This is a genomic window from Alteromonas sp. NFXS44 (assembly GCF_040148705.1).
Lineage (GTDB): Bacteria > Pseudomonadota > Gammaproteobacteria > Enterobacterales > Alteromonadaceae > Alteromonas.
Map to the genome: position 1 here is coordinate 239,482 of NZ_JAGDEA010000011.1, position 25,903 is coordinate 265,384.

The following is a 25,903-nucleotide window of genomic DNA, read 5'->3' on the forward strand; positions in this document are numbered from 1 at the left end:
TTATTAAGTCAGCGTAATCACGCCCTATTGTGTGTCAGATCAGGCAGAGTGACAGAGTCCCCGGATAAAACTGGAAAAGAGAACAGAATTTGAAACCCGCCCTGTAAACTTTCAAAATCTCTCTAAGGTAATTTCAGAAATAATAAACAGTAATGAAGGCATCAGTCCGGATGAAATCCGCCCGGGCTTTTCAGATGGCATGTGTTACAGAAGACTGGCAGCAGGAATTATTTTGGCTACACCATTGGACAATGAGGTACGGTAAACACAATGTTCACCACTACGACAACCTCAAAGTCAGTCCGGTTAAGATAACCGGTTGGAGGAAAGAAGATCAGGCAATGCGTAATGCTGCCTTACTTTTTACAGGCTGAGGAAAGGGATGGCTTGAATCAAGGATCAAACGGCTACCATCATTAAAATCATAGGCGGTAAGCGTATCAGACAGAGATTCACACCTGGCACATGTGCGAAAACAATGTAGCCATATATGTGATTGTTCAATACGTAACGCCTGATCGGCAAGGGTCGGACGGACAACAGGAATACTCATTTTTACTCTCCGGGTAGAATCCTATTCTTTCGTCTCACTGCCTGCGAAAGATCACATCATAGAAAAGATTTATTTACCTAATTTATTGCCACTGGACAATCCCTGTTCCGGAACTTGGGCTCCTTGTAAATTAACAAAAACCGACAGGTCAATTTTTGATCTATCTCAAGAAAGATTTCAAGAGTAATGATAGATTTTTTCAGTGATAGTTCGAGATTAAATTCTTCCCTGGTTCTAACCGGAAGTTATATCAAATGCAGGAATTCATGAACTAGCGTAAAGCCGGTGCGGGATTGCGGTCAGTGCGGGCTGGTACTGTAGCAACAAAAAATTTTTGCCTCTGACGATTGATGTGGAAAGCCAGTTCCGTGCTGCTATATTAGATACATACAGTGAGGTTGTCCGTGAAAAAACTGCTTAGCCAATACAGCCAACGGCACGGTTAAAGCATGAGAGCAAGGTGTAAACGCCTTCCTCCCAAAGTAGCAGTCAGCATCAGGGAACTAGTGCCAAAGTAGGATTTTTTTCCCAAAAGTCGTTTTCTATAATGATTGCGAATGTTAAATCATCGTTAATAAATACAGGAGCCGCCCCATGTGGACTAAGCCTCAATATACTGAAATGCGTTTAGGTTTTGAAGTTACTCTGTACATCAAAAACCGTTAACAGCCCTGCAAAGGCTGGCTGTTGATTTCAGTAGCAGGTCTTTGGTTGTGGTGCCGGTGACACTCAGCGTTGCTGACTGACACCCTGATGAAAGGTTGCCACTGGCAGCCTTTTTTATTCCTCTTATATAACGCTAAGACGGTAAAGGTGAAGTATGCAAGTTCTCGTTTTAGGTTCCGGTGCAGGTGGTGGGTTTCCCCAGTGGAATTGTCACTGCAAAAACTGCAAAGGGTTACGGCAGAATTCAATTAATGCGTCTGCCCGCACGCAGTCAAGCATAGCGGTTTCTTCCAACGGCACAGACTGGGTGCTGATCAATGCGTCGCCAGACCTGCGCCAGCAAATCAATCAAACACCTCAACTGTGGCCAGCAGACCCTGAACAACAGCGTGGCACATCTATCCGTTCCATTGTGCTTACCGACAGTCAGATTGATCACACAACCGGATTACTGACGCTGCGGGAAGGTTTGCCACTGCCAGTGTATTGCACTGACGTGGTCTATGAAGATTTAACCGGTGCATTTCCTCTTTTCACCATGCTTAAACATTGGCACGGCGGGCTTCAGCGCCACGGAATTGATACAGAGTACGACAGTGCTTTTACACCTGAAGGTGCTGATGGTCTTCTTTTTCATCCTGTCGTGCTGGCTTCAAATGCACCGCCGTATTCCTCATACCGGGATAACATTGTGCCGGGCAACAATATCGGCCTGCATATTGAAGATACCCGCTCCGGCAAATCGGTTTTCTATGCTCCCGGCTGTGTTCAGGCAAATCCGCTGGTAGAGAGTATGCTGGATAAAGCGGATTGTGTGTTGTTTGACGGCACCTTATGGCTTGATGATGAAATGATTAATAACGGATTCAGTAACCGTCTGGGAACGCAGATGGGCCATATGCCGGTAAATGGTGAAGACGGTGCAGTTGCCCTGCTGAACCGGTTCAACATAGAGCGCAAGGTACTCATCCATATTAATAATACAAATCCGGTACTGGATGAAGACTCATCTGCTCACCAATACCTCGAAGACAATCATATTGAGCTTGCTTACGATGGCATGCACATTACGCTTTAACGTTGAGGACTGACAATGACAGCACAGCCGTGGTCAAAACAAGAATTCGAACAAGAACTTCGCGCTAAAGGCGAGTACTATCATATTTATCACCCCTTCCACATTGCTATGAATAAGGGGGAATGTACGAAAGAGCAGATTCAGGGCTGGGTAGCTAACCGGTTTTATTATCAGGTGTGTATTCCGGTTAAAGATGCAGCCATTCTGGCCAACTGCCCGGACATGGCCACACGCAGAAAGTGGATCCAGCGGATCCTTGACCACGACGGTGAAGACGGTGACCCGCGCTTAGGTGGCATCGAAGCCTGGCTGAGGCTGGGTGAAGCTGTGGGCCTGGACCGTGACGATATGTTGTCTGAAAACCACCTGTTGCCCGGGGTTAAATTTGCTGTGGGTGCTTACGTAAATTTTGCCCGCCGTGCGACCTGGGAAGAAGCTGCCTGCTCTTCGCTCACTGAAATGTTCGCTCCGGAAATACACCAGAGTCGTCTGGACAGCTGGCCCGGTCACTATCCGTGGATTGATAAGGAAGGCTTTACCTATTTTCAGATGAGATTGAGTCAGGCCAGACGGGACGTCGAACACGGTTTACAAATCACGCTGGACCATTTTGTCACCCGCGAACAACAGGAAAAAGCACTGAATATCCTGCAGTTCAAACTGGACGTTCTGTGGTCCATGGCAGATGCTATCAGCCTGGCTTACGAGTACGGCCGTAAACCTTACACGGGGATCGGCGACCAGTCACTTTGTCACAAGGGGTTACTATGACACGCATCCCGAAGCGCAACCGGTTGTATAAACTACAATTTGAAAAAGCGCAGAATTGCTACGTCCTGCTGTTCCCGGAAGGTATGGTGAAACTGAACCCCAGTGCTTCAGAGATCCTGTTGCAAGTTGACGGTAAACAGTCTGTTGACGATATCATTACTGCATTAAAAGCAAAGTTTCCGGAAGCCCCGGAAGATATCGGTGACGATATCACCGCGTTTTTAAGCGATGCCGAAAGCAAAGACTGGATCCATTATGTCTGATGAAATGAATACGCCGGCCGCTGGTCCGCCGCTGTGGTTACTGGCAGAGATCACCTATGCCTGTCCCCTGCACTGTGCTTACTGTTCAAACCCCTTAAACCTGACAGCAAAAGAAGAGGAAATTGATCTTTCCCACTGGCTGCGGGTGCTGACAGAAGCCCGTGAAATGGGGGCCGTGCAACTGGGTTTCTCAGGCGGTGAACCGTTACTACGTAAAGACCTGGAGCAAATGGTCAGTCATGCGTCCGAACTGGGTTTCTATACAAATTTAATTACCTCCGGCATCGGCATGACAGAAAAGCGTATTGCCGCTTTAAAAGAGGCCGGACTCGATCATATTCAACTGAGTTTCCAGGCTGCGAATGCAGAAGATAACGACCTTATCGGTAACCGCAGGCATTCGTTTGCGCAGAAATTGGAAGTAGCCAGACTCATCAAGCAATACGACTATCCCATGGTCCTCAATTTCTGTCTGACGGCGCAGAATATCCATCAGATTGATGACGTACTGACCCTGGCCTGTGAACTGAATGCGGATTTTGTCGAACTGGCAACCGTACAGTATTACGGCTGGGCTTACGTAAACCGCGATCAGTTATTGCCCTCAAAAGCGACGTTGGAAGAAGCGGAAGCAAAGGTTAATGCTTTTCGTGAAAAGCAGAGCGGTAAAGGGCCAAAGTTTATTTTTGTATCACCGGACTACTACGAGGACCGCCCGAAAGCCTGCATGAACGGTTGGGGTTCAACCTTCCTCACCGTCACCCCGGATGGCTCTGCACTGCCCTGTCACAGCGCGAAAATTCTGCCGATGACGTTCCCGAATGTGACAGAGAAATCCCTCAGCGAGATCTGGTATTCGGACTTTTCCTTCAACAAATTCCGCGGCACAGACTGGCTGCCCTCCCCTTGCCGCGACTGTGATGAAAAAGAAAAAGATTTCGGAGGCTGTCGCTGTCAGGCTTACATGCTCACCGGCGATATGCATCAGGCCGACCCGGTCTGCAGTAAGTCGCCCCATCATCACACCATCGAAGCCGCGATTGAGAAAGCGGCACGTAACGAAGACAAAGCTTTGATTTTGCGGGACCCGAAAACCAAAATTGATATTGTGACTGTATGAGCAGGTGACAGTATGTCTCCCTCACCTGCCACCGTCATCCAAAAATGTTCCGGCCCCGCGGCTCCGTTTACCGGCGTATTTGCACTGCCAACGCCGGTGAATGATGCTTCCGGCGTGGCTCACGTGTGTGAGCATCTGGTATTCAGGCGCTCTCTGCATTTCCCCGAAGCCCATAACTTATTCGCCGCGCTGGCGTTACTCCCCCTTCGTATCAATGCCTCTACGCAAGATGAGATGACATTTTACTTTGTCGAAACGGACCATGAGGCATTGTTTTATCACGCCCTGTCGTTTCTGTACTCAGGCTTACTCAATCAGCAATATTCAGATGACGATATACTGCGGGAAAAAAACGGCGTTATCTTTCAGGAGCTGGATTTCTACGAGCAACAAGCTCCCTACCGGCAACATGTGGCATCTCTGCTGGAGGAAGGTAAATACGGTGAGGCTTTTACCGGCGGCTTCACCGGCACATTGCCGCAGTTAACGACTGAAGTTATCAGGCGGTTCAAAAGCAGGTATTACCGGCCGGACAATATCACACTGCTCATCAATAATGGCGACACCGGCAACATCGCTGGCAAACTTAACTCCGTCGCTGAGGATTATGGCTGCAGTGTCCCTTGTCAGATCAAGCCGGAATCCTTAAGTGTACCGGCAGAATTTACACCTGATAACAGTGATACTGACAAGCACTCAGAAGAAGTTAAACAACTTACGGGTTATTACAAAGCCACGCTGAAGGCGCAGGCCAATGTCTCTGATAATCCTGCAAAGTCATCAGCCATAACGTTCGCTGACCTGACGAAAAAACCGGATTTGGAGACACTGTTCCGTGGCGGAAAGCCCGCCCTTTTACCACAGCTGATTTCAGATGAGACAGCTTCCCTGGTCACCACGGTATTATCACCTCATCAGACATTTCATCAGAGCACGGCGAACGACTACCCGCCCCTGCCCCGTTACGTGCTGGCGCAGTGGCCATCGTTAGTGAGTTTTGAGCAAATAAAAGCAGCGAACAATGACTGGTACATCGCTTTTACGTTCAGCGACAGCCGTAAAGCAGCACTGGATAAAGTTTTAATGCAGTCACGGTTCTGGTCTCCCAGGATAAGCGGGCATTGCTACGCCATGGGAACCGGCCGGACCGGCGACATGCTGGTTTGCTATTTTATCAACGACAGACTGGCAGATAACAGAATGGAATATTGCCTCTGGCTGACTACAGCCCTGAAGTAAACAGGGCCGGAAGCTTTTTCTGACAACAGGCAGAGACAAAAAAGGCAGGAAATTAACCTGCCTTATTTCGTTATGTGCCAATGCGCTGTTATGCGTCAATGCGCTCAGGAAGCAGCAAGCTCTGCGTCCGGCGCATTCTTTTGCTGTTTCGAGCCAACCGACGCGAACCAGGCAATATACAGGTAACAGAACACAGGTACGATGAACGCCAACTGCACACCCATACCATCAGCCATTACACCCTGTAAAAGGGGAACCAGTGCGCCGCCCACAATAGCCAGACACAGCAGGCCGGATGCCTGAGAGGTATGTTGCCCCATGCCTTTCAGTGACAAGCTGAAAATGGTCGGGAACATGACAGAGTTGAACAGGCCCACCAGCAGAATTGCCCATACCGCAACCTGACCGGATGTCATCATAGCTGTAATGATAAGTACCATGGCGATAACCGCATTACCCGTCAGTACTTTGTGTGCACTGACCCGCAGCATTACATAACTACCGACAAACCGGCCAACCATGGCACCGCCCCAGTAATAAGCGACATACGCAGAGGCTGTTTCTTCGCTCATGCCACCAATATGGCTCTCACCGAGGAAATTCACCAAGAAGCTGCCGATTGCCACTTCACCGCCGACATACAGGAAAATACCCAGTACACCGAACAGTAAGTGAGGATATTGTTTCAGTTGCGCAAAGGAGAGCGGCTTCACCGGCTTTTCCTGTGATGCAATCACCGGCAACGAGGTTTTCGACACGATCACCGCCAGCAAAATCAGAAACGCCGCAATGCCGATATAAGGGATTTGTACTGCTTCAGCGTGGGCTTCTGCAGTGGCGTTCGCTGCCAGACCGAAAATAAGCAAGCCGCCAAACAAAGGCGCCACAGTGGTGCCCAGAGAATTAAATGCCTGTGTCAGGTTTAACCGGGTTTCAGCTGTCGACGACGGACCCAGCGCCACCACGTAAGGGTTTGCTGCAACCTGCAACAACGTGATGCCGGAAGCCAGCACAAACAGTGCCGCGAGGAAGAATACGTACTGGGCAGTGGCTGCTGCAGGATAGAAAAGACCAGCGCCTACAGCGGTGATCAACAAGCCGGTTACCATGCCCTTCTTGTAGCCAATGCGTCCCACAATGCGCCCTGCAGGAATTGAGCAAATAAAATAAGCGCCGAAAAAGCAAAACTGAATCAACATGGCCTGGGTGTAGCTCAGATCGAACTGCATCCGCAAATGCGGGATCAAAATGTCATTCAGACACGTAATGAATCCCCAGATGAAGAAGATGCTTGTCATTACTGATAAAGCAAACTTCGGTGTTGATGTGCTATTCGACTGAACGTTGTCTGATTGAGGTAAAGGCGAACCAGCCATAATGTACTCTCTTTTTGATATTGTTCGTTGTTATTGCGTGAAGCGATAAGCGGTCAGCGCACGCCGCTGAGCGTTATCAGTCAGGTACTTTTCCCTGCCCGAACAATATGCGTTTGCCTGGTTGAGCAAATCTTTTGTAGGGTGTTGTTCTGGTTCATAGCGGGGCGCAAAGTGCCTAAATACTCAGTGAAATGACATCGAATGTCAAACAATGAATTCACAATTTGTTAACTGCCCTAACAAAAAACATAATTGCATATCACTGAATATCAGATATAGCCAAAATTTATAGGATTTCCTCTGCCGGTACATTGCCCGCTGTGCCCGATAGCGACATAATCAGCCTGTGGTTGCTCCCTGCCGTTTTAATCAGATTACCGGCACAGCCAGCCGGTCTCAGCACACTATTTTTCCCCATTTTCTGTTTAAGGACGACACTTACGCCATGACAGGGTATTTTCTGCAAGCTTTCATCTATCTGGTTGCTGCGGTCATCGCAGTGCCGCTTGCCAAACGTTCAGGGCTGGGTTCTGTGCTCGGATATCTGGTGGCCGGGGTTGCCATCGGGCCGTTGCTCGGACTGGTAGGAGATGAAACCACAACGATTCAGCATTTTGCCGAGTTCGGCGTGGTCATGATGCTGTTCCTTGTAGGGCTGGAACTGGAACCCAAATCATTATGGGCAATGAAAACCCGGCTGATAGGACTGGGCGGATTACAATTGCTGCTCACAACAGTTCTCATTACCCTGCTGGCGCAGGCTCTGGGACAAACCCTGTCGGTGTCGCTCACCATCGGCCTGATATTTTCACTGTCTTCCACCGCCATTGTATTGCAAACCTTTCAGGAAAAAGGATTACAACAAACTGAGGGCGGTAAAAGCGCTTTTTCGGTTTTGCTGTTTCAGGATATCGCCGTTATTCCCATGCTGGCACTGATACCGCTCCTCGCGCTGCCCGAATTAGCTTCTCAGCATACTGACAGTGGCAGCCACGGGAATAATTTCAGTCTGGTGGAGGGCTTACCAGCCTGGCTGTACGCCATTGTAATTATTGCATCTGTGGCTGTTGTAACCGTTGGCGGTCACTATCTCAGCAGGCCATTATTCAAATTCGTGGCCTCGTCAGGCTTACGGGAAATTTTCACCGCGACCGCTCTCATGCTGATGGTAGGTATTGCCGCGCTGATGAGCCTGGTGGGATTATCCCCCGCATTAGGCGCCTTCCTTGCCGGTGTTGTGCTGGCCAACAGTGAGTTCCGCCATGAGCTGGAAGCGAATGTTGAACCGTTTAAAGGGCTGCTCCTCGGGTTATTTTTTATCACTGTCGGCGCCGGTATTAACGTAGACATTCTCACTGACAATGCACTTATCATACTTGGCCTTACCCTCACCGTCATGCTGGTGAAATCGCTGGTGCTGTTTGTCGTCACCCTGTTTTTTAAACTCAAAGCTGCAAACCGCTGGTTATTTGCCCTCAGTCTCGCTCAGGCCGGTGAATTTGGCTTTGTGCTGCTGAGCTTCTCTGGTCAGAACGCTGTATTACCGGCTGGGCTGATTGAAATATTGTCACTGGTCGTTGCCTTCTCCATGTTCTTAACCCCGGGGCTGTTTATTCTTTTCGATAAAGTCATTATGCCCCTGTACACCGGGCGAAGTAACCGCAGAAAACCAGACGAGATAAAAGAAAAAGGCACAGTGATCATTGCCGGGATCGGTCGCTTCGGACAAATCGTTAACCGCCTGCTGTTAGCCAATAACATTAAAACCGTCGTACTGGATATCCGCTCTGAACAGATTGATAACATGCGCCGTATCGGCACTCAGGCCTATTTCGGAGACGCATCCAAACCCGATATGCTGCACACAGCGGGTATCGAACACGCTTCGATGCTGGTTATTGCCATCAATGATAAAGAAAGCAGCATCGACATGGTGAAATACATCAAGCATGCCTATCCCCGCGTTAAAGTATTATCCCGCGCCTTTGACCGCGGACACGGCTACAGACTCCGGCAGGCAGGTGTCGATTTTGTGGTGTCAGAAACCTACCATTCAGCGCTTGAAATGGGTGCTGAAGCGCTACGGTCATTAGGCATTCACCCTATTCAGGCGAAGAAACAAGTCGCGGCTTACAAGGCTATTGAAGCGAAGCAAAGTGATACGCTTTATACGGCCTGGTTGGACGATGCCAGTGGCGAGCGTATCGACAACAATTTTATTAAGCTGTTTATCCAGCTTGAGACATTAATTCAGGAAGCCCTGAAAGAAGCAGAAAAAGAGGCCACACCTCACATTCATCATCAGGAAACGGTGGTAAACAGTGCGGAAGGATCGAAGAATGAATAAGCTGCCGATCTGTGTGAGTGACGTTAAATTTCTGCATATTATGAAGTGCCGTTAAATCAACTTTTCAGAGAAAAGCTTGCAATTACATTGAGAATGAGAATAATTATCAGTTCTTAACATATCTCAACTTTCAGGCTTTTCTTTTCATGCAATATCACCCCCTCTTTCTGGCTGTCGCAGCTGCGCTGACGACAATGTCTGTCTGTGCTCAGGACCAGCAAGATGTAGAACAAATCGAAGTAAAAGGTCGTGCTCAGCAATTCTATCTGGACAGCCATACCCGCCTTGGAACAAAGACCGACGCAGATATTATGGAAATCCCGTTGTCGGTACAGGTGTTAACCCGCCAGCTCATTCAGGATCAGGCAGCCCGCGACATCACGGATATGTACCGCTCTATTGCCGGGGTCAGTGAATTCAGTTACTCCGGCGTGACATTCCGTGGCTTCAGAGATGACGGTAATGTGTTTTATGATGGCGTCCGCGGCGATCCTTTCTCCGGCTTCAGTGTGCCTCAGCTTTTTAACGTGGAACGTGTGGAAGTGCTGAAAGGGCCGGCGGCTTCCCTTTATGGCGGCGGCGAGCCGGGCGGTATGATTAACTACGTCAGCCGGAAACCGTCTTTTGAAGAAAAGAAAAATATCACCCTGACAGGCGGTAATTTCTCACTGGCCGGCGCATCAGCTGACTTTACCGGTGCGTTATCTGACACCGCAGCATACCGTTTAGGCGGGTTCTACGAAAGCCAGGACAGCTTCAGAAATAACGCTGATTCAGAAAATATTGAACTGGCCGGCGGCATGACTTTCCTGTCAGGACAGGATACCACCCTGAACACAACCTTCGATTACATTGTGCAGAACCTGGGCGGCAACCGTCTTCGCGGAGTACCCGTAGATGACAACGGGAATTTCATTGTTGATCGCAGCTACAACGCAAACGAGAAAGGCGATTATCAGGAGCTCGAAGCGCTGGTTTTACAGGCAAACCTGACCCACAACTTCACAGACAGTCTGTCGTTTAACGGCACCCTGCGTTATCTGGATAACGAGCGTGAGCAGGCCTATCATGAATCCAGAAGCTGGGTAGATGCCAATGGCGACGGTGAAGCCAATATTGATGATCAAATTATCCGTCGCGAATACCGTAAACAGTACAGAGCAAATGATGAAATCAGTCTGACACTGGACTTCGTGTATGATTTTGACACAGGAGGAATCGCACACCAGTTCCTGTTTGGCGGTGACTTCCACAATATGGAAACGGAATACGACTACTTCCGTGCCCGTTATGAAGCGGACGGCGTTGCCAACCTGAATATCTTTACCCTGAATTACGGCATTACCGACCCTTCAACATACGATCTCACAGACATGAACCGTGACGGCAATAAACGTCAGCGAATGAGTGCCTACATTCAGGACAAGATCCAGTTCTCCCCTTCATGGGCCCTGCTTGCAGGTGCCAGACTTGATCATTTCGATGAAGAAAACAAAGAAACGCTGGCGGAATATTCTGACAGTGATATATCGCCCCGCGCCGGCCTTATCTACACGCCGTCAGACAACACTACCGTTTACCTGAACTATTCGCAGAGTTTCAACCCTGTGGATCCCAACGACTTCGCGGAAGCCGGCCCTGTTCAACTTTCTCCGGAAACCGGCGAACAGGTGGAACTGGGCCTCAAGCAAAGCTGGCTGGATAACCGCATCATGACAACCGTTGCCGTTTATCAAATCGACAAAGAAAACCTTGTGATTGCCAATCCGGACTACATCGAAGGTGAAAACGATGCCACAGAGCCGGCACTGATAAATTTCGGACTGGTGGAAAGCGAAGGCGCAGAGTTCACTCTGGTGGGTGATCTTACTAATGCCATCAGCGTGACTGCCAACTATGCCTATAACGATACGCGGATTGCATCAGGCGAAACCGCCAACACTTATGACGGTACCCGCCTGGCCAATACACCCCGCCATCAGGCAGGACTCTGGACACGCTATGCTATCGACAGTATTGATTCTTCCGTGGCATTCGGGGTTGATTACGTCAGTGAACAACGAAGCCTGGACGGTCAAAAAGTGAACCCCTACACCGTGTTTGATGCCAGCTGGACAACGTCATGGGATGACCTGCTGCTAAGCATAAACGTACGGAACCTGTTTGATAAAGTCTACGCAGTCAGCGGATTCAGTGAACGTAATGGCCACTTCCCCGGTGAGCCAAGGGAGATAGTTGTACAGCTCAGCTACGACTTCTGATGACCAACTAATCCTGTAAAGCCCGTTGCCGGTCGCTTTACAGGATTACTTCACCGCTCCCGTACGGTAATATGCCCGCCAATTCACACCACCGCAGTTAAACCGTGCCGTTTTTTAATCTTTTACTCATCGCTTTTGCGATGTCTACCGATGCTTTTGCTGCCTCTCTCAGTAAAGGCAGTCAATTGCAGTCACCGCGCTTCATCAATGCGTTAAAGCTGGGCCTGCTGTTTGGCGTTATCGAAGGGATCACACCTGTCATCGGCTGGTTAATTGGTTCCGCCGGCGCAGAATACATTGAGCAGTACGATCACTGGATAGCATTCGGCTTGCTGGTGCTGTTAGGCGCACACATGATTTACGCGTCGTTTAATGGTGATGAAGAAGATAGCCCCGGCGAAGCAGTACCGGCTCAGAAACAATCCTTTATGGCTTATACGCTTACCGCATTCGGCACCAGTATCGATGCCATGACTGTCGGTGTAAGTTTCGCCTTTCTGGATGTCAATATTGCACTCGCTGCGTTGATGATAGGCCTGGCCACCTGCCTGATGGTAACCATCGGGGCACTGCTGGGACATAAACTGAGCCACATCGTGGGCGAAAAAGCTGAAGCCGTGGGCGGGATTGTGCTGATTGGCATCGGCAGCTGGATTTTGTATTCTCATTTATCTGCAATGTAAACAGAGACAATAGCATGCACATTCAGTACGACAACCTGCAAGGCAACGACATTATTGCACTGCTGGAAGATCACCTTGCAGATATGTTCGCAACGTCACCGGCAGAAAGTGTGCATGCGTTAGATTTGAGCGCTTTGAAAGCGCCGGATATTCACTTTTTCTCGGCCAGAAGAGACGGCGGATTACTGGGCTGTGTGGCAGTAAAGCAGCACAGCGATACTGAAGCAGAACTCAAATCCATGCGCACTACCAGAGCGGCACGGGGAACCGGCGCCGGATATGCCTTGCTCCTTCACGCCATCTCCTTTTGTCGCGAAAAGGGATTTACCACCCTCAGTCTGGAAACGGGCACCCAGCCTTACTTCGAAGCCGCAAGAAAACTCTACTACCGCAATGGTTTTAAAGACTGCGGACCTTTTGCATCTTATCAGCCCGATCCGAACAGTCATTTTATGACACTGGCGCTTTGAAACTACCGGACTGCCATTGAATTCGATAAATCAGGTTAAATTGTTCTCAAAATAGAGATGCCTTGCAGTCGCAGGTTTGCCGGAACGTCTGTAATCTAATTGCAATTTCAAACCGGATTTATCAACCATGAATACCATTTCAAAACCTTATAATCTGGTTGCCCGCATGATGCACTGGGCAATTGCACTATTAATATTCTGGGCAATCGCTCTTGGCCTGGTTGCTGAGGGAATGCCAAACTCTCCGGATAAAATTGAACTGTTTGTGCTGCATAAGTCTGCGGGATTTACAGTCCTTATACTGGCTATCGTGCGCTTGTTCTGGCGCTTAGCGCATCCTCCGGCCCCGCCCGGGCTTCCTCCCCTGAAGGAAAAGCTGGCGTCAGCCGGTCACTGGGGGCTGTACCTGCTCATGCTGGCGGTTCCGTTGAGTGGCTGGCTGTTAAATTCCACTGCGGGCTATCCTTTTGCCTGGTTTAATTTAATTTCAGTTCCTCATATTCCGGGACTGGATAACGGAAGCCGTGACTTCTTCTCGTCTTTGCATGAGTATTTGTTTTATATTATCGCACTGATGGTAGCAGGTCATATTGCCATGCTGGTTCTGCATAAGCTGCTGGATGGGATCAGCCTGTTACCGCGAATGTTGCCAGGTAAGTCGCTTGTCAGTGCAAGTGCGCTGTCTTTAGCACTTGTTTTATTGATCGGCTTTACCTTCTATCAAGCTGAGAAAGCATCCCCGGATTCTGGAGATGTACCGGTCACAACGCAGCTTCCAACAGCCGCTGCAGCACAACAGGAAGTGAATAAGTCTGACAGCCCGCGATGGGAAATGGTCGCAACGCCTGATAATTTTAACTTTAACAACAGCTACGCAGGCCAACCTTTTACCGGCGCAATCCGTCAGTTTACGCCGGCAATCTATTTCGACCCTGCAGATCCTGAAAACGGAATCATTGATGTCACAATCAATACCCAAAGCATTACGACTAACAACAAAGACTGGGATGGCACCATTAAAGGAAGTCAATGGTTCGCAACTGAAGCCCACCCTGAGGCGCACTATCTGAGTCGCGATATCAGAAAAGAAAATGGTAAATTTATTGCTGACGGCGAACTCACCTTAAAGGGAATGACAAAACCAATTTCTGTGACGTTCAGCTGGCAGGAAAGTAACGGTGAGGCGAGGTTCATTGGCTCTGCGACCATCGACAGACGGGATTTTGAGATCGGCAGCGGCAGTTGGGCTACAAATGCCAGCGTTGCTTATGAGGTTGAACTGGTCATCGATTTGAAATTGATGAAACAGACGAACTGAGACACTTCAAATAGCGAAGGTCAGAATGAGTACTCTCTCATTCTGACCTCCGGCTAAAAGTCTGCGCGGTTATTGATTAAACGCCCTCGCCTTTTCAATCCGCGCCTTCATAACCGGATGTGTAGACAACCAGTTCTCTACGGTTTCACTGGCCTCAGGCAATGATTCACTCAGTTTTTCCATCGCTCTGGCGAAATCTTCCGGATTGCGGCCGGTGACGGAAAGCTGATGTAACGCAAAATCATCGGCTGCACGTTCGTGAGCCTGCGAGAACTTATTATGCAGCACGGTGGAACCGACACCGAAGAAAGCTTCAATGGCACCGGTGAGATCACCGAAAAAGTAAGATACCGCCAATGTAGTAAATAAAGATTCGGCAATCATCTGCATTGAGTGATTCTGCTCAACGTGACCCACTTCATGGAGCAAAATGGCATCGAGTATTGCTAAATCCTCCCCGGCAAGGGTAATCATGTCATCAGTATAAACAATGGTGCCATCGGGTAAGGCAAATGCGTTTGGCCCGGTAAAAGACGATTTACGGAACTGAATATCAAAGTATTCATGATTAACACGGATATCGTTGATCACTTTATGAAAATGAGCCTGTAACGATGATTGTTGCGTAACCGGCAAGCCGCTTGGCTCCAGGATGGTGGCATCCATGGCACTCAGCGTGTGTTGTGAGGCAACAAACTTCGCTTCCTGCGGGATCGCATCAGCAAATCGCACCGCTATCCAGGGCATGATAAAAGCAAAGACCAGATACAATAAAACTGGCACCATCACGACACTGGCAACTACCCAATGTCGTTTTGATTCCAGTTTATTGATGGCGTCTCCGCCTTTTCCATCCAGCCAGGTATCCAGAGGCGCTGAACTGTCGCACACCAGTAATACATTACCGGGCAAGGTGATTTCACGGGGAAGGCGACCCAATTTAGGTTTGCAGGTCACCTCACTGCGCAGATACGTTTGCTCACCATTGCCTCCAAAGCTGCCGACAATCAGCGCTTCACCGTTCACATCACAATCAACCTGGTATGCCGCAGCGCCGGCACGGGGATACAACTGTCCTTTTGCCACAACTTACCCCAGAGCAATATCCACATCGAATAATCCGGCAGCTTCTTCACCTGCCGCACCAACATCACTCGTGTAGCCTTCCATGACCTGATCGACGTCAGACAGTACCGCTACTTGCGTCCGCTCTGCATAGAAGTTAGCCGTGCGGACTTTGGTCCACGGGAAGGCAAAGCCCAGTGTGAAAATGATGGCCAGAATATTCGTGCCGCGCAGGCTGATAAGTTCACCCACCCCCACGTCTGATGAGAATCTCGCAATGCCGTCAAGCTCTGTAACCGCAAAAAGATGATTCCGGATGCGTGCTGAATAAAAGCCTGACGCAATCACATAGGCCAGAAAATACATAGCAAATGTGCCGAAAGTAAATAGCAGAGAACCCGATGAAGAAAACTCCTCACTTGAGGAAGAGGAAAATATACCCACTGCCATAAAGATCCCGCCAATCAAGAAAATACCAAACGCGATGGCGCCGGCGGCGATCCCTGTACCGAAATATTCGCCGGTATTTAAACGGGTTTTAAATGACTTATCACCGTAACCGGATGACTCCAGCAAGAACTGGTCTATCTTTTTCAGGGCCAGTGGCAATATGAGATAAAGGGTAAATAAACTGGCTACCGGCCAAAGTACAAAGACGACAAACGCCCGGCCGAAACGACCTTTAAAATTAAAGCGGACATTGCGGTAAGACGTCATACGCATTTTGAAACGGTAACTGAGAATCACCAGTACAGGTGTTAGCAAACCCAGACAAATGGCCACGATAACCCCGGCAAGCGGATTAAAGTAACTGGCAAGGAAATAGCCGCCGAAAAGTACCACGGCGATGGCGCGCCCCTTAAGGATTTGCAGGGGTTCAGCCAGGTAAGCAAACCGGTGACCGTCTATGTCGGTATTGCCGTAAAAATAACGGTTAGTTCTTACCTTTGCCCAGGCAGAATAAATACCCAATGTAGCGATGGTAAGGGCCAGATTGACGATCCAGATTGAGAAAAACTCGCCTGTTGTACCATGAAATTTTACAGGCACTGTGCGTAGCGGTTGAGCTGCCTGCCCTGCATCATCCTGACCTGGCAGGTTGATACCGGCAGCCGGTTCCGGAGAGGACATGCTGGCAGATTCCCTGGCGGCAATCAGTTGATCGAGCATCCGGGCTCTGTCAGGCCAGGCTTGTTCGTCAATGGTTGAACGTGCTTCTTTAAGCTCAGACAAGGTATAGCCTGAGTAATCGATTTCATTTTCCATATGCACTCTTTTTTATATTTTTGTCCATTTTGTGACGACGTATCACGTTTAAGAACATACTGAAAACACCGTCATTCAGCAAGTATGAAACCTCTTACTTTGCCTTTGAGACGAGCTTGCTGAGACTCGCCAGAATCAAAAATAGCAACCCCGTCTGAAAATGTTCTGTAAACAAGTCGCGACTGTCATAAACAAACCGTTCCCAAACCGCCTGAGCGAAGAAAAGGCCTGCGCCGGTGTAGTACGTCACATCTAAAAGTCTGTTCATTACTGAAATTCCGGAAAAAGAAAGGCTACCGGAGTAGCCTTCAAATGGAGTCATTACAATAGATACATCAGGGATCCTCGCAAATTTCAGTCAGTGCAGAAACTGTACTTAGTACCTGAAGTTTCCCCATAAAAAAGGCCAGGTTTAAAGGCTGGCCTGTTTTAATATTTGTATACTTCAGAACGGTTATTCAATTTGTCCGCGCAATTCACCGTCGGGGTTGGCCGGTGTGTGGATATTCACGTAATGACCGCCTGAAATCAGAACATCATAGATATCCATATCGATCATCGTATCTGCAGGGGTCATCCACATGCCCATGTCATCCACAGACTGCTCCAGACCTACCAGTACATCACCATTTTCACCGGCTGCGCCTGTATGAATATGTGCTGCCGTGGCGTCATCAACACCTTCCGTATTAACCACTAACTCCAGTGCATGAGTCATTGAATTTACCAGCGCATAACCATTACCCGTTGCCGTTGTGGTAACGGCAGGTACCTGCTGATCGCCGCTCAGAGGGAAGGTAACTACCATGTAATCAGACGTTATGATCTGACCACGGATTTCACCGCCCATGTTTGCCGGCGTATGTACATTAACGTAGTGACCGCCCAATGCCAGTACCTCAAGAATGTCAGCATCGATCATGGTATTTTCCGGTGTCATCCACATACCCATATCGTCAGCCGATTGCTCAAGGGCCACCAGTACATCTCCGTTCATGCCGATACGGCCGGTATGAATATGAGCACCGGTTGCATCATCCACGCCTTCAGTGTCTATAACCAGCTCAAGAGCATAAGTAGACGTGTTTACCAGCGCATAACCGTGACCCGTAGCCATGGTATCAACAGCAGGCACTTCCTGTTCACCGTCTAACATAAAGGTAGCAATTGCATACTCATTTGTGAGGATCTGACCACGCAGTTCACCTCCGCCGTTAGCAGGTGTATGCACATTTACATAGTGACCACCCGATGCCAGTACGCCAAAGATATCAGCATCAATCATCGTTCCTTCCGGCGCCATCCAGGTGCCTGCGTCATCGGCTGATTGCTCCAGTGCAACAAGCACGTCGCCATTCGTGCCGACTCTGCCGGTGTGGATATGTGCCATGGTTGCGTCATCTACGCCCTCTGTGACTACCGTCAGTTCCAGTGCATAGTCATCAGTGTTCACCAGCGCATAACCGCTACCATAAGCTTCGGTAGTTACCGCCGGTACTTCCTGCGCACCGGAGAGCATAAATGTAGCGAGGGCGAAATTATCTGTCAGGATTTGTCCGCGAATTTCACCGCCGGGGAAATCCGGAGAATGAACATTGACATAGTGGCCGCCGGAGACAAGCACCGCCAGAGTGTCTTCATCAATCATTGTACCGTCGGGCGTCATCCACATCGTCATGTCGTCCATGGACTGTTCCAGCGCAACAAGAACATCACCATTCATACCTGCACGGCCTGTATGAATATGAGCAGCACTGGCATTGTCCAAATCTTCTGTGTAAATCACTAAATCAAGGTCGTAGGTCGCTGTCGATACCAGCGCGTAGCCGTAACCGTCAGCCATGGTCGATACAGCAGGCACTTCCTGAGTACCGTCCAGCATAAACGTCACTATGGCCATGTCATCTGAAACAATCTGACCACGAACTTCGCCATCCCCGAAACTTTCAGTGTGCACATTGATGTACCAGTCACCGTCTTCCAGATCAGCAATCAAATCGCTTGTGATACTGGTTTCGGCCAGCATGTATGTACCGTCTGATGTCATCTCCAGCCCGAATGCCACATCACCATTACGACCTATATCGCCGTCATGAATGTGAACAGCTGACACACCTTCAACACCGCTTACGTCCACCGTCGCCCGCAGAAGCATAAGCTCTTCATCAACTTCGACGGTGGCCATCGCCATTTGCGTCGACATGTTCATAGGGACTTGCTGCATACCATTGAGTTCAACATCGTAGGTGGCAGATGCTGAGAAGGTGGGCTCTTCCGGTTCGACAACAACAACCTCATCATCATCGTCATCACTGGAGCATGCGCTTAATGCTACTGCTGCTCCGATTACTGCTAACTTATAAAATTTCATGTTTCTCTCCGCCGGTGAAAAAATAATTAACACTGTTTTAACGGAGTGTGCACAACCTGGTTCATTTATGCCGCTAAATAAAGTCAATTAATGGATTAATATTTATTAATAGTTTCACAACTCACTGAAATTGCTCCGGTAGTCAGCCGCGCGGCAAAATATTCGTGAAATCCGGGGGGATCACCTCATAGCAAAACTCAATATTTAAGCTATGAGAAATGTTAGCGTGTGATCAGCTGAACCCTGCGTGTGTATTGACGTACAGGGAATAAATAGGTTTAGATAGCCAAAACTAAACAACCGGAAGCCTCCTAATGAACATAAAAATAGCACTGACAGCACTCTTGCTGATTTTGCCGGCAACTTTACCCGCGACGGCAGAAACTGTTGATCCGGAAGCGGCAAAAATGGATGTGTATAAAAGCCCGACTTGCGGCTGTTGTAAAAAGTGGATTTCTCACATAGAAAAAGCGGGTTTTGCTGTCAATCCTGTGGACCATTCAGATTTATATACACTGAAAATGAATGCAGGCATCCAGCCTGAATACCAGTCGTGTCACACCGGCATTATTGACGGATACGTGTTTGAAGGTCATGTACCTGCAAAATTTATAGAACAGTTTCTGGAGCAGCCGGTAGAAAATGCCATCGGGCTCTCGGTTCCTGCCATGCCCGTTGGTACGCCGGGTATGGAAATGGGCGACCGCTTTATGCCTTACGATGTTTTAGTGTTGATGAAAGACGGCTCAGACCGGGTGTATGCCAGCATCAAAGGTTACAACGAACAGTTCTGATCAAAATCTAAAATTTTGTCGTCTGGATTAAAAAATATGTTGTAACTGTGTCTGAACTTAAAAAACGTCGCCGGCGTAATCACATCAACCAAACCGGCCCGTTTTTTAAGGATGATGCATGACAAGGTCACTCTCTTTAGTTGCGTTAAGTTTATCTTTGGCTGCCTGTGGCGGCGGAGGCTCAGACAGTTCAGATAATACCCCTTCCACACCCGCTCCCGCTTCTTATACTGTTGAGGTTACAACCTCTGCAGGTGGCAGTGCGTCGGTAACCAGCCGCGCGGTGACTGAAGGAAACACTCTGGCGATTACATTCACAGCTGACAGTGGTTACACGTTATCCGGCGTTGAAGGTTGCGATGGAACACTGGAAGGTAATACATATACGACAGGCGCGATTACTGCCGGCTGCACCGTAAATGGTGAGTTTGCCGCTGTTGATACCACCGTCAGTATTACCAGTGCAACCATGACCGGCGGCATGATATATCCTGCCAGCTTAACTGCAGAGCAAGGCGATACAGTACAATTTACACTCGTTCCGGATGTCACCAATATGGTTGAAACGGTGTCAGGGTGTGACGGTGAACTGAAAGGTAATATTTACGCTTTCACCGCCTCAGAAAGTTGTGAGATTTCAGCCAGTTTTACTGCGCAGTCAGATACGACGACCCGCAATAACACCGGCGCTCAGAAAACACTGGTACTGCCGGTAGCCTTTGCCGGCAGAGATGCGATAGATAATCTCTCTGTTGACGACCTGACCACGATGTTTATAAGTGGTGATGCTTCTGTAAACCAGTATGTAGTGGACGCTTCTGAAGGTAATGCCTGGCTTGAGCCTCATATCCTGCCCTACTACACATTAACCAGTACCAACACGGCATCAAACGGCAGCACTTCCGGCTTCACTTATACAGACGCAGAGGTATTAATTGGTGACACACAGCGTCAGGAAATTTACAGTTACATTGCTGCCAATGTGGATGACTACACCAGCTATGACCGTCTTATCACAGTCATCAATGACAATCCGAACCAGCCCTACGTATGCTATGCGTCTTTAAATCACAGTGCAGAAATTGAAAGCTGGGATCACTATGTGGCTCACACGGCCAGTGCATGTGCTTCAAAGGCGACCTTTGTTCATCAACTCGGTCACACCTTCGGCATGCGCCATACAACAGCCAGCCAGTGCGAAAATCTGCCGGCTGAGACTTTTGCTTACCGCAGTACTGAAGATTGTGAAACTGACGGCGAAGCCAGTCCCTTCCCAATGGGAGAATTGTCTGATCATGATGCAACATATACTGCGACCATGCGTAATCTGGCAGGATGGATTGATGACAGCCGTCAGGCTATTGTCACAGCGCCGGCCAATGTGACATTGTCTCAGTCATCTTCCCCTGATGGTGGTGTTCAGTTAGTCCGCATCCCCTATGCACTTGTTGCAAGTGGTGATGCCGTATACGTAAATTTCGAGCTTAAAACCAGCACCGGACTGGACGCCAGCCTTTTCACAGCTAAAGGTGTTGAAGATAACTGGCAATTATTAGTATCTATTCCGCAAACACGCACAACCTCGGCAGTGAGTAGTCCGTTAGATGCCTTATATTTGATGCATGACGATGACGACGAAATAGGTATTACTGAAGATTATACAGATCCATTCCGTGGCATGTCTGTGCGCATAGCCGGCACACAGGGCAGTGGTAAAACGTTAACTGTCGATCTGGACATTACACCACCTGTGATGTTGCCCCAGCCGGCACTGTCTGTCCTTGCAGGCGACAGCACAGCAGAAACAACCACAGTGACGCTTACAAATACTTCGGCATCTGCAATCTCCGGCCTTACTGAAAGTCTGGCAGGGTTAAACCCGTCTCACTTTACAGTGCAGTCTTCTACCTGCGCAGGCTCGTCACTGGCTGCGAATGCAAGCTGTCAGGTAGTCGTGGCGCGCACCTCTACCAGTCCGGCATTTGCCACTTTGAGGTTTGCCGGTAACGCTGATCAGGTACAGCAAGCTGAAATTGAAGCCATTGCCATTAATGAGCCTTATGACAGCGCTGCTGCACTTGAGTGGATGACACTGAGCGACTATCCCCGCATGTCATTATTTGAAGCGGTGGCATTCTGCGAAGCACGTGAAGACAACGGCAACACAGACTGGCGCATACCTTCCGCGGAAGAATTGAATGCAGCCTTCACCGGTTCTGCAACACCACCACTTGATTTGACTTCTGCAACTTACGACCGCTATTTCTGGTCAAAATCAGTAGAAGCCGACTTATCTATGTCGACGCTGGCGGTCATCAGCGACAGTTACAGTATGGCGAATTCTCCCCGCAGCGCCGTACGGCACGTGGTGTGTACCCGCACACAGTAATGGAACTTTCATCTTTAGCTGAGGCCGGCGAATATGCCGGCCTTTTTTTGTGCTCTCAAAAATTGAAGCTGACTGCAACAACTGGTTTGTCCAGTTGACCTTATCCAAAAGTAGTGGCATGCTTAAGTAACAAATCATTAACGTTACGAGCTATGACAGCAAGCCAACCCCCCCTTTCTCAGGCATCCCTTTTTATTCCCGACGGTCATCATCAATTGCATCTGCGTCACATCCATGCCACGCAGGACGGTGAGCCGGTACTGATGATCCACGGAGCCATTGAAAATGGGAAAATCTTTTATACCGAATCGGGAAAAGGACTGGGTTGTTTTCTGGCTGAACAGGGGTTTGATGTGTACGTTGCCGACATGCGTGGCCGCGGAAAAAGTACGCCTCCCATTGCTGAAGATCCAAACCATGATCAAAACGACCAGATAACCCGCGACATCCCTATGATGATTAACTTCATCGCACAACGTACCGGTAAAAAAGTACATGTGATTTGTCATTCCTGGGGCGGCGTGCTTACTGCATCTGTTCTGGCCCGCTATCCTGAAATCACAGAAAAGGTACGCAGCCAGGTGTGCTTTGGCACAAAACGTACAGTGAGCGCTAAGAACTTTGAGCGGTTGTTTAAGGTTGAGCTGGTATGGAAGCGGTTTTCTCCCTTTATCGCAAAGCGCAAAGGCTATTTGCCTGGCAGGCAGTATAAAATAGGCTCGGATGACGAAACTTCCGGCTCATTGACGCAAAGCGTTCACTGGGTAAAACACACGCCCTGGACTGACTTAACAGACGGTTTTGATTACGCGGCTGCCGCCACAAAAACGAACTGGCCACCTACCTGGCACATTGCTGCCATCAATGATTATGCACTCGGCCATCCGGTTGATATTCAGCGTTTCATTGCCGAAACCGGTGACACCAATGTGCTGTTTACCGTACTGGCGAAACAAAACGGTAACGCCATGGATTACGACCATATCAACATGTTGACCCATCCCGCTGCCAGAGAAGATCATTTTCCTGATGTGGTGGCGTGGCTGAAAAATCACTGAACCGGTGCCGGCATTTTAAAGAGGCGGGTATGCTACCCGCCAGTCTTTGCAAAATAAATCCGATGGCAAGTTACTGGTTTACATCCACGACCACTCTGCCCCGCACGTTTCCTTTCAATAATTCTCCGGCAGTGCTGGCCACGTCAGAGAGTCCAATTTCTTCTGAAATTTCTGACAACATGTCATGGTTGACTAGTGTAGCCAGCCGGTCCCACGCTTCAATCCTGTCTTCAAGAGGACGCATCACACTGTCGATGCCGGCAAGCGTAATACCACGCAGAATGAATGGTGCAACGGTCGCGGGAAAATCCATGCCCTGAGCCAGACCACAGGCTGCTACCACACCGCCATACTTCATTCCCGCACACACATTGGCAAGGGTATGACTGCCCACTGAATCAACCGCCCCGGCCCAGCGCTCTTTTCCTAACGGCTTGCCGGGTTCAGACAACGACTGACGGTCGATAATGTCACTGGCACCGAGTTTTTTAAGATAACCAGCCTCACTGATCCGCCCCGTAGAAGCCACTACGGTGTAGCCCAGTTTTGCCAGTAATGCGATGGCAAAACTGCCGACTCCGCCATTGGCACCGGTCACCAGTATGTCTCCTTTATCCGGTGTGACACCGTGTTTTTCCAGCGCCAGTACACACAGCATCGCCGTGTATCCCGCGGTGCCAATTGCCATCGCCTGAGCGGGGGAAAAGGCTTCCGGCAGGGAAATTAACCAGTCACTTTTCAAAACAGCTTTTTGTGCCAGACCACCACAGTGGGTCTCTCCCACGCCGAAACCATTCAGCAACACCTTGTCACCCGGTTTAAACCTTCCGGCGCTGCTGCTTTCCACCACGCCGGCCAGATCAATGCCAGGGATCATGGGGAAATGCCGGACTACCGGTGCTTTGCCGGTAATCGCCAGCGCATCTTTATAATTCAGTGTGCTGTGTGAAACCGCCACCGACACATCACCTTCCGGTAATGTGCTCTCGTCGATGGTTTGTAATGACGCTTTGTACTGGTCGTCTTTTTCGATCAGAATACCTTTAAACATAGCTCCTCCGGTTGACTCGAATTAATATAGACCAATCGTCTATTAACACGTAAAAAATTTTTCCTTACCGCAAACCATTCATAAAACACGTCAGATAGTTATCTAAGGGGCGTGCAGATCGCTCCAGTTTCGCCCGGCTAACCGCCCCTTCCCATCCAGTCCAGAAATATTCGGCGGTGGCGGCACAGTTAGTTGTTGCAGGAATGTCACCTGATGCTTTAGCTTCTTCAAGACATACCGCCAGTTGCTCCTGCCAGCTCTGAAAAATGTCAATCAGCCGGCTGCGGAAGCTTTCCGGTAGTCCGTCGACTTCCTGCCCCAGATTGCCCACCAGACAACCCCGTCTGAAATCATGTTTTGCCATCCCCTCTTTGGCAGAATCAACAAACGCAGCGATACGTGCCAGAGCAGGTAAATTTGTATTAGTGAGGGCATTATTCAGCTTACCGGCAAAATACTCTGCGTAGCTGTTTAATACAGCATGACCGAAGGCCTCTTTACTGGCGAAATAGAAGTAGAACGAGCCTTTAGGCACGCCTGCCTTTTTTAAGATCGTATCGATGCCGGAAGCAGCAAAGCCGTTTTCCGTTAAGTGCGCGAGACCGCTGCGGATAAGTTCCGCTCTGGTGTCTCTTGAACAGCCTGCCGCTTTCGGTGGTCGTCCGCGACGGGGTTTGGTAGTTGTATTTGTCATCACAAACATGATAGACCGATCGTCTATTAAATTACAACCTTTGCTTCACCGGTTGTTCAGTTACACTAACCTCCGTTTTTACTTGTCGTATTTCAGTCAGGAATTTGTATCGTGTTTTACCTTAGTGCTGTAACAGCCCTCTGGGCGTTATCATTCAGTCTTATCGGGGTGTATCTTTCAGGTCATGTAGACAGCTACTTCGCCGTACTCACCCGCATCGTGCTGGCGGGGGCATTGTTTTTGCCATTTTTGCGCTTAGCCGGTTTACCACGTAAATTCATCGCCGGTCTTATCGTGACAGGCGCATTCCAGTTTGGTATTACCTACGTATGCCTTTACCGTTCCTTCGAATACCTGACCGTACCTGAAGTGCTGCTGTTCACAATCTTCACGCCACTGTATGTATCTTTATTTAACGATATTATCGAACGGAGATTTTCCTTGCCCGGCCTGGTGTGCACAGGTATTGCGGTAGCCGGAGCGGCGGTCATCCGGTATGACGAAATCAGCAATGACTACATTACCGGCTTTTTAATTCTGCAACTGGCGAACCTGACCTTTGCCACAGGCCAGGTGGGATACGCTCAGTTAATACGTCATTTTAAACCGGCTTCCCCGCCCTGGCGCAGCTTCGCCTTATTCTTCGCCGGTGCCCTGATGGTGGTATTGCCTGCGTATTTACTGTTCGGGGATGCAGGCAAACTGCCTTCAACACCGGTTCAGTGGGGTGTCCTTGGCTGGCTGGGACTGGTGGCATCGGGACTTGGCTTTTATTTCTGGAATCTGGGAGCAGTAAAAGTAGACGGCGGTACGTTAGGCATCATGAACAATGCTCTGATCCCGGCTGGCTTAATCATTAATGTGCTTATCTGGAACCGGGATGCCGATCTTATCCGCCTGACTGCCGGAGGGGGAATCATTGTCGCTTCTCTGTATATTAATCATCGCTGGAACCGTGCACTCAGGAAATAAATAACCGGATTTTTATGCAAAACCCATGAATTGCTTCTATACCTAAATCAAAACTATCCGCCACTCTTCCGGCAATACAGGTTATTTGAGAAACAGTT

General features: G+C 49.1%; 23 protein-coding genes. 15 read left to right on the forward strand and 8 right to left on the reverse strand.

Annotation, left to right across the window (positions count from 1 at the left end; translation table 11 throughout):
• Positions 1–334 precede the first annotated feature (334 nt).
• Positions 335–553 (reverse strand): hypothetical protein, encoded by a 219-nt coding sequence (locus tag J3369_RS14830; protein WP_303572964.1) that lies wholly within the window; start codon positions 551–553, stop codon positions 335–337.
• Positions 554–1,147: 594 nt separating this feature from the next.
• On the opposite strand from J3369_RS14830, the gene pqqA reads away from it, so the two are divergent.
• The 6 genes from pqqA to J3369_RS14860 all read left to right on the forward strand — a co-directional run bounded on the left by pqqA (position 1,148) and on the right by J3369_RS14860 (position 5,690).
• Complete coding sequence (pqqA, locus tag J3369_RS14835; protein WP_083273040.1) at positions 1,148–1,219, forward strand: pyrroloquinoline quinone precursor peptide PqqA; 72 nt, start codon at positions 1,148–1,150, stop codon at positions 1,217–1,219.
• Between the two features lie 154 nt (positions 1,220–1,373).
• Complete coding sequence (gene pqqB, locus J3369_RS14840; RefSeq protein ID WP_303572963.1) at positions 1,374–2,297, forward strand: pyrroloquinoline quinone biosynthesis protein PqqB; 924 nt, start codon at positions 1,374–1,376, stop codon at positions 2,295–2,297.
• A 15-nt stretch (positions 2,298–2,312) separates the two neighbouring features.
• On the forward strand, positions 2,313–3,068 hold the full coding sequence (gene pqqC / locus J3369_RS14845; protein WP_349588242.1) for a pyrroloquinoline-quinone synthase PqqC: 756 nt from the start codon (positions 2,313–2,315) through the stop codon (positions 3,066–3,068).
• Positions 3,065–3,331 carry a pyrroloquinoline quinone biosynthesis peptide chaperone PqqD gene (gene pqqD, locus J3369_RS14850; RefSeq protein ID WP_349588245.1) on the forward strand — a complete coding sequence of 89 codons (267 nt, stop codon included), beginning with the start codon at positions 3,065–3,067 and terminating at the stop codon, positions 3,329–3,331. The genes pqqC and pqqD overlap by 4 nt, the downstream gene beginning before the upstream one ends.
• Entirely contained in the window at positions 3,324–4,451 is a 1,128-nt protein-coding gene (pqqE, locus tag J3369_RS14855) for a pyrroloquinoline quinone biosynthesis protein PqqE (protein ID WP_349588248.1), read from the forward strand. The genes pqqD and pqqE overlap by 8 nt, the downstream gene beginning before the upstream one ends.
• 12 nt (positions 4,452–4,463) lie before the next feature.
• The gene (locus tag J3369_RS14860) at positions 4,464–5,690 is read left to right on the forward strand and encodes an insulinase family protein (RefSeq protein ID WP_349588251.1); all 1,227 of its coding nucleotides are present in this window, start codon (positions 4,464–4,466) and stop codon (positions 5,688–5,690) included.
• A gap of 104 nt (positions 5,691–5,794) precedes the next feature.
• Here J3369_RS14860 and J3369_RS14865 read toward each other — a convergent pair whose 3' ends face one another.
• On the reverse strand, positions 5,795–7,066 hold the full coding sequence (locus J3369_RS14865) for a sugar MFS transporter (protein WP_502877458.1): 1,272 nt from the start codon (positions 7,064–7,066) through the stop codon (positions 5,795–5,797).
• A gap of 445 nt (positions 7,067–7,511) precedes the next feature.
• Between J3369_RS14865 and J3369_RS14870 the strand changes: the two genes are divergently transcribed.
• The 5 genes from J3369_RS14870 (at position 7,512) to J3369_RS14890 (ending at position 14,145) form a co-directional block, all read left to right on the forward strand.
• Positions 7,512–9,413 carry a monovalent cation:proton antiporter-2 (CPA2) family protein gene (locus tag J3369_RS14870; RefSeq protein ID WP_349588254.1) on the forward strand — a complete coding sequence of 634 codons (1,902 nt, stop codon included), beginning with the start codon at positions 7,512–7,514 and terminating at the stop codon, positions 9,411–9,413.
• Positions 9,414–9,559: 146 nt separating this feature from the next.
• The gene (locus J3369_RS14875; protein WP_502877459.1) at positions 9,560–11,674 is read left to right on the forward strand and encodes a TonB-dependent siderophore receptor; all 2,115 of its coding nucleotides are present in this window, start codon (positions 9,560–9,562) and stop codon (positions 11,672–11,674) included.
• Between the two features lie 104 nt (positions 11,675–11,778).
• Positions 11,779–12,357 carry a manganese efflux pump MntP gene (locus tag J3369_RS14880; RefSeq protein ID WP_349588257.1) on the forward strand — a complete coding sequence of 193 codons (579 nt, stop codon included), beginning with the start codon at positions 11,779–11,781 and terminating at the stop codon, positions 12,355–12,357.
• 14 nt (positions 12,358–12,371) lie between these two features.
• Complete coding sequence (locus J3369_RS14885) at positions 12,372–12,827, forward strand: GNAT family N-acetyltransferase (RefSeq protein WP_349588260.1); 456 nt, start codon at positions 12,372–12,374, stop codon at positions 12,825–12,827.
• A gap of 127 nt (positions 12,828–12,954) precedes the next feature.
• Complete coding sequence (locus J3369_RS14890; RefSeq protein WP_349588263.1) at positions 12,955–14,145, forward strand: cytochrome b/b6 domain-containing protein; 1,191 nt, start codon at positions 12,955–12,957, stop codon at positions 14,143–14,145.
• 69 nt (positions 14,146–14,214) lie between these two features.
• Here the strand turns inward: J3369_RS14890 and J3369_RS14895 are convergent, their stop codons facing one another.
• From J3369_RS14895 to J3369_RS14910, 4 genes are all read right to left on the reverse strand, one after another.
• On the reverse strand, positions 14,215–15,231 hold the full coding sequence (locus J3369_RS14895; RefSeq protein WP_349588266.1) for a M48 family metallopeptidase: 1,017 nt from the start codon (positions 15,229–15,231) through the stop codon (positions 14,215–14,217).
• Positions 15,232–15,234: 3 nt separating this feature from the next.
• On the reverse strand, positions 15,235–16,476 hold the full coding sequence (locus tag J3369_RS14900) for a YjgN family protein (protein ID WP_349588269.1): 1,242 nt from the start codon (positions 16,474–16,476) through the stop codon (positions 15,235–15,237).
• A 94-nt stretch (positions 16,477–16,570) separates the two neighbouring features.
• Entirely contained in the window at positions 16,571–16,744 is a 174-nt protein-coding gene (locus J3369_RS14905) for a hypothetical protein (protein ID WP_349588272.1), read from the reverse strand.
• Positions 16,745–16,930: 186 nt separating this feature from the next.
• Positions 16,931–18,847, reverse strand: coding sequence for a CHRD domain-containing protein (locus tag J3369_RS14910; protein WP_349588275.1), 1,917 nt, complete (start codon positions 18,845–18,847; stop codon positions 16,931–16,933).
• A gap of 314 nt (positions 18,848–19,161) precedes the next feature.
• On the opposite strand from J3369_RS14910, the gene J3369_RS14915 reads away from it, so the two are divergent.
• The 3 genes from J3369_RS14915 to J3369_RS14925 all read left to right on the forward strand — a co-directional run bounded on the left by J3369_RS14915 (position 19,162) and on the right by J3369_RS14925 (position 23,088).
• Complete coding sequence (locus tag J3369_RS14915; protein WP_349588277.1) at positions 19,162–19,641, forward strand: DUF411 domain-containing protein; 480 nt, start codon at positions 19,162–19,164, stop codon at positions 19,639–19,641.
• A gap of 118 nt (positions 19,642–19,759) precedes the next feature.
• The gene (locus tag J3369_RS14920) at positions 19,760–22,030 is read left to right on the forward strand and encodes a hypothetical protein (protein WP_349588280.1); all 2,271 of its coding nucleotides are present in this window, start codon (positions 19,760–19,762) and stop codon (positions 22,028–22,030) included.
• 152 nt (positions 22,031–22,182) lie between these two features.
• Entirely contained in the window at positions 22,183–23,088 is a 906-nt protein-coding gene (locus J3369_RS14925; protein ID WP_349588283.1) for an alpha/beta fold hydrolase, read from the forward strand.
• A 70-nt stretch (positions 23,089–23,158) separates the two neighbouring features.
• On the opposite strand, the gene acuI is transcribed toward J3369_RS14925, so the two are convergent.
• Positions 23,159–24,139 (reverse strand): acrylyl-CoA reductase (NADPH), encoded by a 981-nt coding sequence (gene acuI / locus J3369_RS14930; RefSeq protein WP_349588286.1) that lies wholly within the window; start codon positions 24,137–24,139, stop codon positions 23,159–23,161.
• Positions 24,140–24,203: 64 nt separating this feature from the next.
• Positions 24,204–24,833 (reverse strand): acrylate utilization transcriptional regulator AcuR, encoded by a 630-nt coding sequence (acuR, locus tag J3369_RS14935; RefSeq protein ID WP_349588288.1) that lies wholly within the window; start codon positions 24,831–24,833, stop codon positions 24,204–24,206.
• 111 nt (positions 24,834–24,944) lie between these two features.
• Between acuR and J3369_RS14940 the strand changes: the two genes are divergently transcribed.
• Complete coding sequence (locus J3369_RS14940; RefSeq protein ID WP_349588290.1) at positions 24,945–25,805, forward strand: EamA family transporter; 861 nt, start codon at positions 24,945–24,947, stop codon at positions 25,803–25,805.
• Positions 25,806–25,903: the final 98 nt, after the last annotated feature.